Origin of the sequence: Streptomyces collinus (assembly GCF_031348265.1) — a bacterium.
GTDB lineage: Bacteria > Actinomycetota > Actinomycetes > Streptomycetales > Streptomycetaceae > Streptomyces > Streptomyces collinus.
This window is the reverse complement of the sequence record NZ_CP133771.1, coordinates 8,632,878-8,647,873: the sequence shown is the minus strand read 5'-3', so window position 1 is coordinate 8,647,873 and position 14,996 is coordinate 8,632,878. Positions and strand designations below refer to the sequence as shown.

The window sequence follows — 14,996 nt, the reverse complement described above, 5'->3', positions numbered from 1 at the left end:
AAAACACCCGGACACGGCGAGGAGGAAACAGCTCAAAACGACGAGGCCCGGCAGGCTGACGACACAGCCTGCCGGGCCTCTCCGGCCGGACTCACACGGGCGTTCCCGCGCGCTACTTGATCCAGGCGTCGACCTTGTCGCGGTTGGCCTCGACCCACTTCTTCGCCGCGGCCTCGGGCGCCATCTTGTCCACCGCGATGTACTTGGCCACGGTGTTCTGGTCCTCGTTCGTCCAGGTGAAGTTCTTCACCAGGTCATAGGCAGGGCTGCCCGACTTGGCGAACTTCGCACTGACGATCTTGTCGAGCTCGTACACGGGGTAGTCACAGGCGACCTTCTCCGCGTCGGCGTCGCAGCCCTCCTTGTACTCGGGCAGGCTGACCTTCTTCAGCGGCACCTCGGACAGGAACCACTGCGGCTCGTAGAAGTAGCCGATCACCCACTGCTTGTTCTTCTCGGCGTTGCGGTAGGCCTGGATGAGCGCGGTCTCACTGCCCGCGTACACCACCTTGAAGTCCAGCTTGAGGTTCTTGACCAGCGCCTCGTCGTTGGTGACGTACGAGGGGTCGCCGTCGAGGAGCTGGCCCTTGCCGCCCGACTCCGAGGTCTTGAACTTCGACGCGTACTTGTTGAGGTTCTTCCAGTCGGTGATGTCCGGGTGCGCCTTCGCCAGCCACGGCGGCACGTACCAGCCGATGAGGCCCTTGTTGCCGGTCAGGCCGGCCTCGACGGCCGTCTTCTGATCGGTGATGTACTTCTTCTTCAGGTCGTCGTGGCCCCAGTTCTCCACGACGGCGTCGACCTCGCCCGTGCCGAAGCCCTGCCAGGCGATCTCCTCCTTGAGGTCCTTCTGCTCGACCTTGCAGCCGAGGTCGTGTTCGGCGACGTACGCGAGGACCGCCGCGTTCGCCTCGTAGCCCACCCACGGGTTGATCGCGAGGTTGAAGGTGCCGCACTTGCCCGAGCTGCCCGAGCCGGCCGCGCTGTCGTCACCGACCTTCGCGCCCCCGCAGGCCGTGAGGGTGAGGCCGAGGACGGCCAGGCCGGCCGCGCCGGCTCTCCAGTGTCGTGCCATGGTGAGGTGCTCCTTATGCTCCGGCGCGGCGAGCCGCTGCCTGAGTGATCCGGTCGAACATGACTCCGAGCAGGACGATGGCCAGTCCGGCCGCCAGTCCCTTGCCGTACAACTGGCCCTGCGAGAACCCGGCCACGACGTCGTAGCCGAGGGCGCCCGCTCCCACCAGACCGCCCACGACGACCATCGACAGCACGTAGATGAGGCCCTGGTTGGTGGCGAGGGTCAGGGCGCCGCGTGACATCGGCAGCTGGACCTTGGTGATGATCTGCCAGGTGTTGCATCCGGTGGACATCGCCGCTTCGACGGTGGTCCCGGGCACGGCCCGCACCCCATCGGCGATGATCTTGATGGCGACGGGTGCCGCGTAGACGATGGCGGCGACGATCGCCGTGAACCGTGTCGCGCCGAACAGCGCGAGGAACGGCACGAGATAGACGAACGGCGGCATGACCTGGGCCGCGTCCAGTGACGGCCTGAGCAGCCGGTCGACGAGCGCGCTGCGTCCCATCCACACCCCGAGGACGACGCCGAGCAGCATCACGAGCACGGTGGCCACCGCGGTGGACGCCAGGGTCGTCATGGCGTCCGACCACACTCCGGTGCCGATGAGCAGACCCACGCACACGGCGGAGGTGGCCCCGGCACGCCATCCGCCGAGCACCGTGCCGAGCGCGACGAGGGCGGCGCCGACGAGCCACCACGGGGAGTCGGTCAGCAGGGTCTGGAAGGGGTTCAGCAGGCCGTTGGTGAGGACGTCGCGGAAGGCGTTCGTCAGGCCCGACAGGTTGTCCTGTGCCCAGGTGGTCACGTCGGTCGCCGCCTTGGCGATGGTGCTGCCGGTGCCGCCCTCGCCGGGGAACTCGGCCGCCCACAGATAGGTGTGCGACAGGTACACCAGGACCGCGGCCGCCACTCCCCCGGCCACCACCAGCTGCCGCCGCCACTTGAGGAGGGGACTGTCCGAGCCCCGGGCCGTGTCGGCCCGTACGCTCGCGGCGGTGGTGACCCGGTCGAGCACGATGGCCATGACGACGATGGCCAGTCCGGCGTTGAACGCCGTGCCGACGTCCAGCGACTGCAGGGCCTGGACGACCGTCGCCCCGAGGCCGGGCGCGTTGATCAGGGCCGCGATGGTCACCATGGCCAGGGCGGCCATGATGGTCTGGTTGACGCCCATCACCACGGTCCGTTTGGACATCGGCAGCAGGACCTTCAACAGCGCCTGGCGCCGCGTCGCGCCCATCGAGTCCGCCGCCTCGACGGTGGTCTCGGGAACCGAGCGGATGGCGTGGGCGGTGATGCGGATCGCGGGTGGCGCCGCGTAGATGGCCGTCGCGATGGTGGCGGAGGCCGGGCCGATCAGGAAGAACAGGGTCAGGGGCGCCAGGTAGACGAAGGTCGGCATCGTCTGCATGAAGTCCAGGAACGGCGTCACGACCCGGTTGAACCGGTCGGACAGCCCGGCCCACACCCCCAGGGGAAGGGCGAACAGCAGCGCCACGAAGACCGCGGAGAGGGTCAGCGCCAGCGTGTCCATGCTCTCCTGCCAGAGCCCCTGGAGGCCGAGGAAGGTGAAGCCGGCGACGGCCAGCAGCGCGACCCGCCAGTTGCCCACGGCCCAGGAGACGTAGCCGACGATGCCCACGACACCGAGCCAGCCGATCTGCGGGACCGGGCGGCCCGCGGTCGGCTGCGAGATCAGCTCCTGGACGAAGGTCACCAGGGTGTCGATGACCAGGCGGATCTCGTTGAAGAAGTAGAGGAAGAGCGGGTTGGAGTTGCGGTTCGCGCCGATGGAGTCGTTGACGTCGTTGAACCACCGGTGCAGGTCGGTCAGATCGGCCGCGGCGAGGGACAGGGTCTGCTTGCCGCGCAGCACGGCGAAGAGGACGAGCCAGACGACCAGGATCGCGGCGACGATCATCGAGCGGCTGACCGTGGGCGCGCGCCGGGCGGGAGTGGGTGGCTCCTCGTTCCCGGTTCTCTGCGGTGTGGGCGTCTTCTGCACGGCGACGGTCATCAGGCGTCGCCTTCCTGTCCGGCGACCACCGCGAGGATCTCGTCGTCGCCGACGATGCCGAGCAGTTCGCCGTTCTCGACGACCTTGACCGGCTTGTCGGCCGCGAGCACCGCCCGCGTGGCCTCCTTCACCACGACGTCCGGGCCCAGCTCGGGACCGTCCAGAGGGTCGTCGGGCTCAGCCGGGCGCATGATCCACCGCAGGGTCAGGACGTCTCCGCGGGGCACGTCCCTGACGAAGTCGCGTACGTAGTCGTCCGCGGGGGCGCCGACCAGTTCGTCGCCGGTGCCGCACTGGACCATCCTGCCGTCGCGCATGATGAGGATGCGGTCGCCCAGCCGCAGCGCCTCGGACAGGTCGTGGGTGATGAACACCATCGTCTTGCCGACCTCGTGGTGCAGACGGACGACCTCGTTCTGCATGTCCCGGCGGATCAGCGGGTCGAGCGCCGAGAACGGCTCGTCGAAGAGGAGCACGTCGGGGTCGCCGGCCAGGGCGCGGGCGAGACCCACGCGCTGCTGCATGCCGCCGGAGAGCTGGTCGGGGTAGGAGCTCTCGTAGCCCGAGAGGCCGACGAGTTCGACGACCTCCAGCGCGCGCTTGGTGCGCTCGGCCCTGCTCATGCCGCGGATCTCCAGGCCGAAGGCCACGTTGTCGACGACCCGGCGGTGCGGCAGCAGCCCGAAGTGCTGGAAGACCATGGAGAACTTGCTGCGGCGCAGCTCGCGCAGGCGGCTCGCGTCCGCGTCGCGGATGTCCTCGCCCTCGAAGAGGATCTCGCCGGCGGTGGGTTCGATGAGCCGGGTCAGACAGCGCACCAGGGTGGACTTGCCGGAGCCGGACAGGCCCATCACGACGAACACCTCGCCGGGCGCGACGTCGAAGTGCACGTCGCGCACGGCGGCCGTGCATCCGGTGCGGTCCATCAGTTCGCGGCGGGTGAGTCCGCGCAGTTCCTCGGAGCCGGGCACCTGGGCCGCCTTGGGGCCGAACACCTTCCACAGTTCGCGTACGGAGATGACCGGGGTGGGTGCCGAGTCCTGGGGGGTGTCGCGCCGCCGCGACGCCTCGGTCGTTGCTGGGGTCATGTTCGACCTCTTTCGGCGTTCAGCCGCGGAACCAGTGCTGCGGCCTGGGTTGGATGTTCTGCCAGATGTGTTTGGGCTCCCGGTACTCGTCCAGGCCCGTCGGTCCCAGCTCCCGGCCCACGCCGGAATGCCCGAACCCGCCCCATTCCGCCTGCGGCACATAGGGGTGGTAGTCGTTGATCCACACCGTGCCGTGGCGCAGCCGGCGGGCGACCCGCTGGGCCTTGCCTGCGTCCTGCGTCCAGACGGCGCCGGCGAGTCCGTACTCGGTGTCGTTGGCGATGCGTACGGCGTCGTCCTCGTCGGTGAAGCGCTCCACGGTGAGGACGGGCCCGAAGGACTCCTCGTGCACCACGCGCATGTCCTGACCGCACGCGTCGAGGACGGTCGGCGGGTAGTAGTGGCCGTTTGCCAGGGCCGGGTCGGCGGGGCGTTCGCCGCCGCAGCGCAGGACGGCACCCTCCGCGAGTCCGGCCGCGACGTACGCCTCGACCTTCGCCAGGTGCTGGGCGGAGATCAGCGGGCCGGTGTCGGCCTGCGGGTCGAAGGGGCCGCCGAGACGGATCCGCCGGGCGCGGCGGACCACCTCGTCGACGAACCGGTCGTGCAGCGCGTCCTCGACGATCAGCCGGGCGCCGGCCGAGCAGACCTGGCCCGAATGCAGGAAGACGGCCGTGAGCGCGAAGTCCACGGCCGTCTCGAAGTCGGCGTCGGCGAAGACGACGTTGGGGTTCTTGCCGCCGAGCTCCAGCGCGACCTTCTTCACGGTCGCGGCGGCGGTGGCCATGATGCGTCTGCCGGTGTCCAGGCCGCCGGTGAAGGAGACCATGTCGACGGCGGGGTCCTCGGCGAGCGGTGCTCCCACCTCGGGCCCGGCTCCCAGGACGAGATTGGCGGCGCCCTCCGGAAGTCCGGCCTCCGCCAGGGCCCTCATCAGCAGGATCGAGGTGGAGGGGGTGAGTTCGCTGGGCTTGAGGACGATCGTGTTGCCCGCGAGGAGGGCCGGGGCGACCTTCCAGCTCGCCTGGAGCAGCGGGTAGTTCCAGGGGGTGATCAGTGCGCAGACGCCGATCGGCTCGTACACGACGCGGCTGACGGCGTCGTCGCGGCCGGTGTCGATCACCCGGCCGGCGTCGGTGCCGCCGAGCCCTCCGTAGTAGCGGAAGCAGGAGACGACGTCGGCGATGTCGTACTCGCTCTCCACGAGCCGCTTGCCGGTGTCCAGTGATTCGGCGCGGGCCAACGCGTCGGCGTCGCGTTCGAGGATGTCGGCGGTGCGCAGCAGGAGCGCGCTGCGCTCGCGCTCGGGGGTGCGCGGCCAGGGCCCCTCGTCGAAGGCCCGGCGGGCCGCGGCGATGGCCGCCTCGGTGTCGGGGCGGGTGCCTTCCGACACGGTCACGGAGAGTGTGCCGTCTGCCGGGCAGCGGATGTCCCGGCGGCCTCCGGCCACGGGATCCCGCCATTTGCCGTCCACGTACAGGTCTGCCACGTCGGGGCCCTTCGAGCGAATCGCGTTGCGCATCACGCATCGCATTGCTTGTGGTGGAACACTCTGGATAAGGCGGGATCCCACGTCAAGGGGTTGGCCGATGACGGTTTGACCAAGGAGGCAACCCTCAGAACCCGACGCCGACCGGCCCGGAACGCCGGGTTTCCGGGCCGGTCGGCTGTCTGAAAACACTGGGTTACGCGGATGCTTCACGGTGCCGGTAGTAGGCGGCGCGGGACGGTGGCAGCGGCTCCTTTCCGAGGATGAGATCGGCGGCCTTCTCGGCGATCATCATCACCGGCGCGTAGATGTTGCCGTTGGTGATGTAAGGCATGACGGAAGCGTCGACGACCCGCAGTCCCTCCACGCCGTGCACGCGCAGGTCCGCCGGGTCCACGACGGACATCTCGTCGGTGCCCATCTTGCAGGTGCAGGACGGATGCAGCGCGGTCTCGGCGTCCTTGGCGACCCAGGCGAGGATCTCCTCGTCGCTCTCCACGGCCGGGCCGGGCGAGATCTCCCCGGCGTTGTACGGGGCCATGGCGGGCTGGTTCAGCAACCGGCGCGCGACCCTGACGGCCTCGACCCACTCACGGCGGTCCTGGTCGGTGGAGAGGTAGTTGAAGCGCAACGCGGGGTGCTCGGCGGGGTCCTTGCTCTTGATCTTCACCGAGCCGATGGCGTCGGAGTACATGGGCCCGACGTGCACCTGGTAGCCGTGTCCGCCGGCCGGCACGGAGCCGTCGTAGCGGACCGCGATGGGCAGGAAGTGGAACATCAGGTTGGGGTAGTCCACGTCGTCGTTGCCGCGGACGAAGCCGCCCGCCTCGAAGTGGTTGGTCGCGGCCGGGCCCGTGCGGAAGAGCCACTGCAGGCCGATGAAGGGGGCCCGCCACTTCGCGAGGTACGGCTGCATGGAGACGGGCTGCTTGCAGCCGTACTGGATGTACACCTCCAAGTGGTCCTGGAGGTTCTCGCCGACGCCCGGCAGATCGTGTACGACGTCCACGCCGAGCGCCGCGAGTTCCTTGGCGTTGCCGACGCCGGAGAGCTGGAGGAGTTGCGGGGAGTTGATCGCGCCTCCGCAGAGGATGACCTCACCGGCCCGCACCCGCTGGGGCCTGCCGCGACCGCGCCGGTACTCGACGCCGACGGCCCGCTTGCCCTCGAAGAGGACGCGGGTGACCAGGGCACGCGTGGTGACGGTGAGGTTGGGCCGCTTCCGGACGGGCTTGAGGTAGGCCTTCGCGGCCGACAGCCGGCGCCCGCGGTGGACATTGCGGTCGAACCTGGCGAAACCTTCCTGCCGATAGCCGTTCACATCGCCGGTGGGGGCGTGTCCCGCCTCCTCGGTGGCCTTGAGGAAGGCCTCGAAGAGCGGGTTGGTCCCGGGACCCCGTTCGAGGACGAGAGGGCCGTCGTGGCCCCGGAACTCGTCGTCCGGGTCGGCGGCCAGGCAGTTCTCCATCCGCCGGAAGTACGGCAGACAGTGCGCGTAGTCCCAGTTCTCCATTCCGGGGTCGGCCGCCCAGCGCTCGTAGTCCATGGGGTTGCCGCGCTGGAAGATCATGCCGTTGATGCTGCTGGAACCGCCCAGGACCTTGCCGCGTGCGTGGTAGACGCGCCGGCCGCCCATGTGGGGCTCGGGTTCGGACTCGTACTTCCAGTCGTAGAAGCGGCTGCCGATGGGGTAGGTCAGTGCCGCGGGCATGTGGATGAAGACGTCCCATGGGTAGTCGGGTCTGCCCGCCTCCAGAACCAGGACCCGGTTGCCCGGATCCTCGGAGAGCCGGTTGGCCAGTGCACTGCCGGCCGATCCACCACCGACGATGACGAAGTCGTACTGCAAGTCAGCCATGAGGCCTCGTCTCGCTCGCGCCGTAGAGAATTGCGCGGCATGCTAGTACCTGTATCTCTATGCGCACCAGGTTGCGGACAACGCAACTTCAGTTTTCTCGGAACAAGCCCGTGACCTGCACCGCTGTCGGCTATGTTAATCGCCCGTATAGTTGCGTTGTGAGCAACTACCATCCAGATACCGAAACGACAAGTGCGCCGACCGGTGGGGTGCAGTCGGTCGACCGGGCCATCACCGTGCTGGAGATCCTGGCCCGGCGCGGCGAGGCCGGCGTCAGCGAGGTAGCCGCCGAGATCGACGTCCACAAGTCCACCGCGTTCCGGCTGCTGGGCGCCCTGGAGGTGCGCGGCCTGGTGGAACAGGCGGGCGAGCGCGGCAAGTACCGCCTCGGTTTCGGCATCGTCCGTCTCGCCGGCGCGGTCACCGGACGCATCGACATCACCCAGCAGAGCCGCCCGGTCTGCGAGCGTCTCGCCGAGGAGATCGGCGAGACGGTGAACCTCGCCGTGATGCAGGAGAAGTACGCGATCAACCTGTACCAGGTGCGCGGTCCGGGCGCCGTGACGGCGTTCAACTGGGTCGGCCAGCTGACGCCGTTGCACGCCACTTCCAGTGGCAAGATCCTGCTGGCCCACATGCCGGCGAAGGAGCGTACCGCGCTGCTGTCGGACGCGGGCCTGAAGAAGATGACGCCCCGCACCCTGACCGCGAAGACGAAGCTGGAGAAGAACCTGGCCGAGGCTCTGGAGCGCGGCTACTCCTGGACGCTGGAGGAGTTCGAGGCGGGGCTGCACGCCATGGCCGCCCCGGTCCGCAACCGGGACGGCGAGGTCATCGCGGCGATCAGCGCTTCCGGACCGGCGTACCGGCTCACCGAGGACCGGATGCACGACCTCGCTCCGGTGCTGGTCAAGGGCGCGGACGAGATCAGCCATCGGATGGGCTACCTGGGCTGAGCCTGCCGCGCCGCCTGCGCCGGCCGCCCCTCGCGGCGGGGGCCGGGACGCCGCAGGCCCGGAGCCGGGACGCCGGGAGCCGCCGTTACTGCGGCCGCCCCGCGCCCAGGCGCTCCTGGACGAAGGTGTGGAACTCGCCGATGTGGTGCTCGCTGGGCACGAGGACCCCGCCCTTGGCGTACAGCCGGGAGCTCATCGCGGGCTGGCAGCGCTCGCAGGCGTCGAAGTCCTGCCGGTTGACCCGGTCGAAGAGCTCCACCGACCGGCTGACGTCCTTGCCGCTCTCGACGACGTGCTTGAGGTAGAGCCAGTCGCACTCGACGATGGTGCGGTCCGCGGCGACCGGGTACATCCGGTGGAATATCACGTGGTCGGGCACGAGGTTGATGAACACCTGCGGGCGGACGGTGATCGCGTAGTAGCGGCGGTCCTGTTCCTCGGTGACGCCCGGGATGCGGTCGAGGCCCTCCGAGCCGTCGACGGTGAAGCCCTTGACGTCCGCGCCGAACTCCGCGCCGTGTCCCACGTAGTACTGGGCGGCGTAGCCGTCGGCGAACTCGGGCAGCACCTCGGTGAGTTCGGGGTGGATCGTCGCGCAGTGGTAGCACTCCATGAAGTTCTCGACGATGAGCTTCCAGTTCGCCCGGACGTCGTAGACGATCCGTCTTCCGATGTCGAGGTCGTCGATGCCGTAGTGCTCGATCGACTCCGTGTCGCCGAGACGCGCGACCACGTCCTGGACGACCTCGTCGAAGGGGGGCGGGTTCTCGGCGAGGCACACCCACACGTAGCCGAGCCATTCGCGCGTCGCCACGGTTGCCAGGCCGTACTCGGTGCGGCTGACGTCGGGCATTTTCGTGAGGTTGGGCGCCGCGACGAGCTTGCCCGTCAGGTCGTACGTCCAGGCGTGGTAGGGGCATTGGAAGGCGCGCTTGACCTCTCCGCTCTCCGCCGTGCAGAGCTTGGCCCCGCGGTGCCGGCAGACGTTGAAGAAGGCGCGTACGGTCCGGTCGCGTGCACGGGTGATGAGGATGCTCTCGCGGCCGACCTGCACGGTCCGGAACGCCCCGGGGCCGGCGAGGTCGGCGGAGCGCACGGCGCAGAACCACATGGCCTCGAAGATGTGTTCCTGCTCCTGGGCGAAGACCCCGGGGTCCGTGTAGGCGGAGCCGGGCAGGGTGGCGATGAGACTTTCCGGCAGGCCGGTCGAGGTCACAGTGCACTCCTCGGGGAAACGTCGTGGGTCGGGCATGCACGCGCCGGGACGAGCTACACCGGACGTCGTCGAATCAAGGAGCAGCGCCCTTCTCAGGGCGTGTTGGCCGCGAGCTGCTTGCGCCAGCGCATGAACAGCCGGGGCTGGTTCATCCCGAGGACGGCGACCGGGTGTCCGGCCCGCCGGTAGACGGCCAGGACGTTACGGTCGTCCGCGGCGCCTTCCTCGATGGTGACGTTGTCGGCACGGGACGCGTTGCCGGCGAACTGGATCTTCACGCCGTACTGGTCGGACCAGAAGTACGGCGGCCTCGGTACGCCCGGTTCGGACTCGCCCCAGGAGAGCAGGGCGGCCACGGCCGCGTCGGGGCGCTCCCGGGCGCCCGTCCAGTGCTCGACGCGGCGGTGGATGCCCGCGCGCGGGTCGTACCAGGAGGCGCAGTCGCCGACCGCGACCACCCCGGCCAGGCTGGTACGGCCGTCCGCGCCGCACTTGACGCCGTCGTCGAGTTCGACACCGGAGCCTGCCAGCCAGTCCACGCAGGGGCGGGCCCCGACGCCCACGACGACGATGTCGGCGGGGATGCTGCGGCCGTCCTCCATCAGGACGGCGTCGACGCGGGTCTCGCCGCTCAGCCCCTTGACGCCGACGCCGCACAACAGGCGCACGCCGTGGTCGGCGTGGAGGGCGGAGACGATGCCGCCCATGGTCGCGCCGAGCGGCCCTGCCAGAGGGGTGGGCGCAGCCTCGACGATGGTCACGTCGAGGCCGAGCGCGCGGGCGGTGGAGGCGACCTCGGCCCCGATGAAGCCGCCGCCGATCACGACCAGGCGTCCGCCCCCGGCCAGTTCGTCCCGCAGGGCGCGGGCGTCGTCCAGGGTGCGCAGGGTGTGCACACCGGCCAGGCCGTCCATGCCGGGCAGGGTCCGGGCGGAAGCGCCGGTGGCGATGACGATGCCGTCGGCTCTCACCTCCCGGCCGTCGGTGAGCCGCACGGCGCGGGGTGTGGTGTCGAGTCCGGCGGCGCGGGCGCCGAGCAGCCACTCCGCTTGCAGGTCCTCGTCGTCCGGCTCCAGTGCGAGATCGGCTTCGCCGATGCCGCCGGCCAGGAACTCCTTGGACAGGGGCGGCCTGTCGTACGGGCGGTGGAGTTCGTCGCCTATGACGACCAGCCGTCCGTCGTACCCCTGCTTTCGCAAGGAGCGCGCCGCTGACAGACCGGCCAGCGACGCGCCCACCACGGCCACCGTCCTCACGCGACGCCCCCGGCGAGCCGGGCGGCGATGCAGGGAGGCAGGTTCGGGGCTGCCGTGGACAGCCGGACGTAGATCATGCCGTCCTCGACGAAGACCTCGTGCGTGCGCACCGGGAGCTTGGCCGGCGGGGCGTCGACGGCTCCGGTCTTGAGGTTGAACTTCGAGGCGTGCAGCGGGCATTCGACCTCACAGCCCTCCAGCCAGCCGTCGGCGAGCGAGGCGTCCTGGTGGGTGCATGTGTCGTCGATGGCGAAGAGTTCGCCGTCGTCGGTGTGGAACACCGAGACCGGCGGGTCGATGTCGAGCCTGTGGGCCTCGCCTCGGGGCAGATCCACGAGACGGCACGCGGGAATCATCATGACACCTCGGTGCGTATAGCGAAACGGATTGCGGTGAACGCAACGTCAGTTTGGGGTCGCCCACAAACCCTTGTCAAGGAGTTCACGGGCCGCTCGGCACCCCTATTTTTCGTTGCGCGATGCGAAACGCCCTGCGCTATAAGAAACGCAGGTCAGAGCTGGACACCCCTCAGAACACGGCCCCGGGCGCGTGCCCGGGGGTGTGGAGGACGCGCAGTCCGATGCCCGCGACGACGAGTTCGTCGCCGTCGGCGAGGGGGCCGTCGGGGCGTCGGTTCGGGTGCACCGTCTTCCACAGGACCTGGTCGTCCGGGTGCAGCAGGACGCGCGCGCCGGTGGCGAGAGCGACGTCCGGTGCGGCGCGCACATGGTCGTCGTGGGCGTGGGTGCACACGACGGCGGACAGGCGGCGGTCACCGACGGCCTCCAGGACGGCGTCGGAGTCGTGCGCCGCGTCGATGACGACCACCTCGTCGTCGTCACCGACGATCCAGACGTTGTTGTCGACGTCCCAGGTGCCGCCGTCGAGACTGAACGTGCCGCTCGTGACGAGGTGTTCGATGCGCGGTGCGCCGGCCATCACAGCACCACCACGGAGCGCAGCACGTCGCCGCCGTGCATCTTCTCGAAGGCCTCCTCCACGTCGCCCAGGCCGATGGTCTCGGTGACGAACGCGTCGAGGTCGAACCGGCCGCCCAGGTACAGGTCGATGAGGGCCGGGAAGTCGCGCGAGGGCAGGCAGTCGCCGTACCAGCTGGACTTCAGCGCGCCGCCGCGGCCGAAGACGTCGAGCAGGGGCAGTTCCACCTTCATCTCCGGGGTGGGCACGCCGACCAGCACGACGGTGCCGGCCAGGTCCCGGGCGTAGAAGGCCTGCTGGTACGTCTCCGGGCGGCCGACGGCCTCGACGACGACATCGGCGCCGAAGCCGCCGGTGAGTTCGCGCACCGCCTCCACCACGTTGCCCTTGGCGCCGTCGACGGTGTGGGTGGCCCCCATGGTCATGGCACGGTCCAGCTTGCGCTGGTCGATGTCGACGGCGATGACCTTGGACGCGCCGGCGAGCCGGGCGCCCGCGACGGCGGCCATGCCGACACCGCCGCAGCCGATGACGGCGACGGTGTCCCCCCGCCCGACGGCGCCGGTGTTGACGGCGGCGCCGAAGCCCGCCATGACACCGCATCCGAGCAGCCCGGCCGCCGCCGCCGGGGCCGCCGGGTCCACCTTGGTGCACTGTCCGGCGGCGACCAGCGTCTTCTCCGCGAAGGCACCGATGCCGAGGGCGGGCGAGAGCGGGGTGCCGTCGAGCAGTGTCATCGGCTGCGTCGCGTTGTGGGTGGCGAAGCAGTACCAGGGCTTGCCCTTGCTGCACGCCCGGCACTGGCCGCACACGGCACGCCAGTTGAGGATGACGAAGTCGCCGGGCTCGATGCCGGTGACCCCCTCCCCCACCGCCTCCACGCGACCGGCCGCCTCGTGTCCCAGAAGGAAGGGGAACTCGTCGTTGATCCCGCCCTCGCGGTAGTGGAGGTCGGTGTGGCAGACGCCGCACGCCTCGACCTTGACCAGTGCCTCACCCGGGCCGGGATCGGGGACGACGATCGTCTCGACGGAAACCGGGGCGCCCTTCTTCCGGGCGACGACGGCACGTACCTCGTGAGCCATGAGCTGCTCCTCAGACGGGAAAGTCCGCGGGTGCGCTGCTTCGTGAGTTGCCTCATCAGATACACGCACCGCTATACGCAACTGAGCATCGGGGAGGAGGACACCGGGGGTCAAGGGGTCGACCGGTACCGGACCGACCCGGCGGATGCTCAGCTCGCCGGCTGCGAGTCCGCCACGGCGTCGGCCGGCACCACACCGCCGCCGAGCCGACCGAGCGCAGCGGAGTGGTCCTCGTTCCCGCCCGGAGCCGGCGCATCTCGGTGCGGATCGTGACCAGGGCGTCTTTGCCGGTGGTGGGGTTCGAGAAGCGGACTCCGGCGTGGCCCGGCTCAAGCACTCCGGCGATCCCTTCCACCTCCAGCTCCAGCTGGGCCGTGAGTGCGGCGTCGGTGTGTTCCCAGCGGTAGGCGGCCAGCGGGGAGTTGGGCCGGTCGGGCCGGCTGATCGGACGCAGTCCGGGGTGGGCCCACAGCCGCTCAGCGCGTGAACGCTCGGGCGTGGCGGTGGTGGACAGCTCGTCCGGGCCGAACTCGAAGAAGCCCGCGTCGAGTTGGGCGACCAGGGGGATGTCGAGACCGTCGATCCAGGTCATCGGCTCGTCGGTGACGTTCTGGTGCTCGTGGAAGGCCCAGCTCGGTGTCAGCAGCAGATCACCGCGGCGCATCGCCACCGCGTCCCCGTCGACGTTCGTCCACATGCCCTCGCCGTCCAGGACGAACCGGAAGGCCCCCTGACTGTGCCGGTGCGAGGGGGCGACCTCGCGCGGGCCGAGGTACTGGATCGCGGCCCAGAGCGTGGGAGTGGCGTACGGCAGCCCGGGCAGTCCCGGGTTGGACAGCGCCATGGCCCGTCGCTCACCACCCCGCCCGACCGGCACCAGCCGCCCGGAGCGCTCCGCGATCGGCAGCAGCCGCTCCTACCGCCACAGATGCGGGACGGCGGCCGGCTGCGGTGTCGCCGGCATGAGGCCGTCCAGCTGAGTCCACAGGGGGATCAGACCCGCATCCTCGAAGTCTGCATACAGATCGTCGAGCATTTTCCGCTCGATCAGGTCGTCGGCTGCATCGGTCACTGCAACCTCCAGGGCACACATGGAGCAGCTCGATCAAAGTGTGTACAGTTTGCCTGTCGATGGTCGACCTTACGCCGCGGTTTCACTGAGTGGAATCTCCGAGGAAGAGAATTCTTCTGTGCAGAATCCCGAGCCTTCGTATCCCGTGAGTGCGGCCGGCAACGCGCTGCGCGTCGTGCGGTTGCTGCACGAGCACGACGAACTGCGCGTGCTGGAGGTCGCCGCAAGGCTGGGCGTCGCACGGTCGACGGCGCACCGCATCCTGGCGATGCTCGTGTTCGAGGGGTTCACGGAGCAGGACCGCCACAAGGTCTACCGGCCGGGACCTGCCCTGCGGGCGATCAGAGGCAGTCGGGCCGCCCCGCCGCCGGACCTGATCACCCTCGCCCGCCCCCATCTGCAACGCCTGGCGGACATCGTCCGCGAGACCACTCACCTGACGGTGCTGGAGGGCAACGCCACCCGGTTCCTGGACGGAGTGGAAGGCCCGCAGGCGCTGCGCGTGACCCATCGCACGGGCGCGCTCCTGCCCGCCCACGTGACCTCGGGCGGCAAGGCGCTGCTCGCCGAGCTGCCGCCGGAGCGACTCCGGATGCTCTACCCGAACGGACTCCCCGGGGGAAAATCCAAAGCGCCGGAGGACGTCCAGCGTCTGGTGGCCGAGCTGACGACGGTCCGCCGCGCCGGCTGGGCCCTCAACCTCCAGGAGAGCGAGCGGGGTGTGAACGCGGTCGGTGCGTGCGTCCGCGATCGCACGAGTAGGGCCGTGGCCGCCGTCGCCGTGGCTGCACCGTCCGCCCGCTACCCGAAGGGCCGGCTGAACCGGCTGGCCTCTCCGCTGCTGCCGGCGGCGCGGGACATCGGCCATCAACTGTGACCGTCACAGGGCGACGGGGCGGGGGCCTCATGACTACGGCGTAGCCACCGCCCACGGTGGGA

11 protein-coding genes and 2 pseudogenes are annotated in these 14,996 nt (G+C 69.8%); 2 read left to right on the top strand and 11 right to left on the bottom strand.

Annotated elements, in window-relative coordinates:
- Positions 1–112: 112 nt before the first annotated feature.
- From RFN52_RS39040 to betA, 5 genes are all read right to left on the bottom strand, one after another.
- Positions 113–1,075: an ABC transporter substrate-binding protein gene (locus RFN52_RS39040; RefSeq protein ID WP_184853623.1), complete on the bottom strand. Its 963-nt coding sequence runs from the start codon at positions 1,073–1,075 to the stop codon at positions 113–115.
- A gap of 13 nt (positions 1,076–1,088) precedes the next feature.
- Complete coding sequence (locus tag RFN52_RS39035; protein WP_184853622.1) at positions 1,089–3,098, bottom strand: ABC transporter permease; 2,010 nt, start codon at positions 3,096–3,098, stop codon at positions 1,089–1,091.
- Entirely contained in the window at positions 3,098–4,186 is a 1,089-nt protein-coding gene (locus RFN52_RS39030) for a quaternary amine ABC transporter ATP-binding protein (protein WP_184853621.1), read from the bottom strand. Before RFN52_RS39030 ends, RFN52_RS39035 begins: the two co-directional genes overlap by 1 nt.
- 19 nt (positions 4,187–4,205) lie before the next feature.
- Positions 4,206–5,675, bottom strand: coding sequence for an aldehyde dehydrogenase family protein (locus RFN52_RS39025; RefSeq protein ID WP_184854208.1), 1,470 nt, complete (start codon positions 5,673–5,675; stop codon positions 4,206–4,208).
- A gap of 196 nt (positions 5,676–5,871) precedes the next feature.
- On the bottom strand, positions 5,872–7,533 hold the full coding sequence (betA, locus tag RFN52_RS39020; protein WP_184853620.1) for a choline dehydrogenase: 1,662 nt from the start codon (positions 7,531–7,533) through the stop codon (positions 5,872–5,874).
- A gap of 209 nt (positions 7,534–7,742) precedes the next feature.
- Here betA and RFN52_RS39015 point away from each other — a divergent pair, with 209 nt between their 5' ends.
- Positions 7,743–8,489 carry an IclR family transcriptional regulator gene (locus tag RFN52_RS39015; protein ID WP_184853619.1) on the top strand — a complete coding sequence of 249 codons (747 nt, stop codon included), beginning with the start codon at positions 7,743–7,745 and terminating at the stop codon, positions 8,487–8,489.
- 85 nt (positions 8,490–8,574) lie between these two features.
- On the opposite strand, the gene RFN52_RS39010 is transcribed toward RFN52_RS39015, so the two are convergent.
- The 6 genes and pseudogenes from RFN52_RS39010 to RFN52_RS38985 form a co-directional block, all read right to left on the bottom strand.
- Positions 8,575–9,705: an aromatic ring-hydroxylating oxygenase subunit alpha gene (locus RFN52_RS39010; RefSeq protein ID WP_184853618.1), complete on the bottom strand. Its 1,131-nt coding sequence runs from the start codon at positions 9,703–9,705 to the stop codon at positions 8,575–8,577.
- 92 nt (positions 9,706–9,797) lie between these two features.
- On the bottom strand, positions 9,798–10,961 hold the full coding sequence (locus RFN52_RS39005; protein WP_184853617.1) for an NAD(P)/FAD-dependent oxidoreductase: 1,164 nt from the start codon (positions 10,959–10,961) through the stop codon (positions 9,798–9,800).
- The gene (locus RFN52_RS39000) at positions 10,958–11,320 is read right to left on the bottom strand and encodes a bifunctional 3-phenylpropionate/cinnamic acid dioxygenase ferredoxin subunit (protein ID WP_062931108.1); all 363 of its coding nucleotides are present in this window, start codon (positions 11,318–11,320) and stop codon (positions 10,958–10,960) included. The genes RFN52_RS39005 and RFN52_RS39000 overlap by 4 nt, the downstream gene beginning before the upstream one ends.
- Positions 11,321–11,495: 175 nt before the next feature.
- Positions 11,496–11,900: pseudogene (locus tag RFN52_RS38995) on the bottom strand (MBL fold metallo-hydrolase); the annotation flags it as partial.
- Positions 11,900–12,985: an S-(hydroxymethyl)mycothiol dehydrogenase gene (locus tag RFN52_RS38990; protein ID WP_184853616.1), complete on the bottom strand. Its 1,086-nt coding sequence runs from the start codon at positions 12,983–12,985 to the stop codon at positions 11,900–11,902. The pseudogene RFN52_RS38995 and the gene RFN52_RS38990, both read right to left, overlap by 1 nt.
- Before the next feature lie 199 nt (positions 12,986–13,184).
- Positions 13,185–14,078 (bottom strand): annotated as a pseudogene (locus RFN52_RS38985) (cupin domain-containing protein); the annotation flags it as partial.
- Positions 14,079–14,175: 97 nt separating this feature from the next.
- Between RFN52_RS38985 and RFN52_RS38980 the strand changes: the two are divergent.
- Complete coding sequence (locus RFN52_RS38980) at positions 14,176–14,934, top strand: IclR family transcriptional regulator (RefSeq protein ID WP_311241172.1); 759 nt, start codon at positions 14,176–14,178, stop codon at positions 14,932–14,934.
- Positions 14,935–14,996 lie beyond the last annotated feature (62 nt).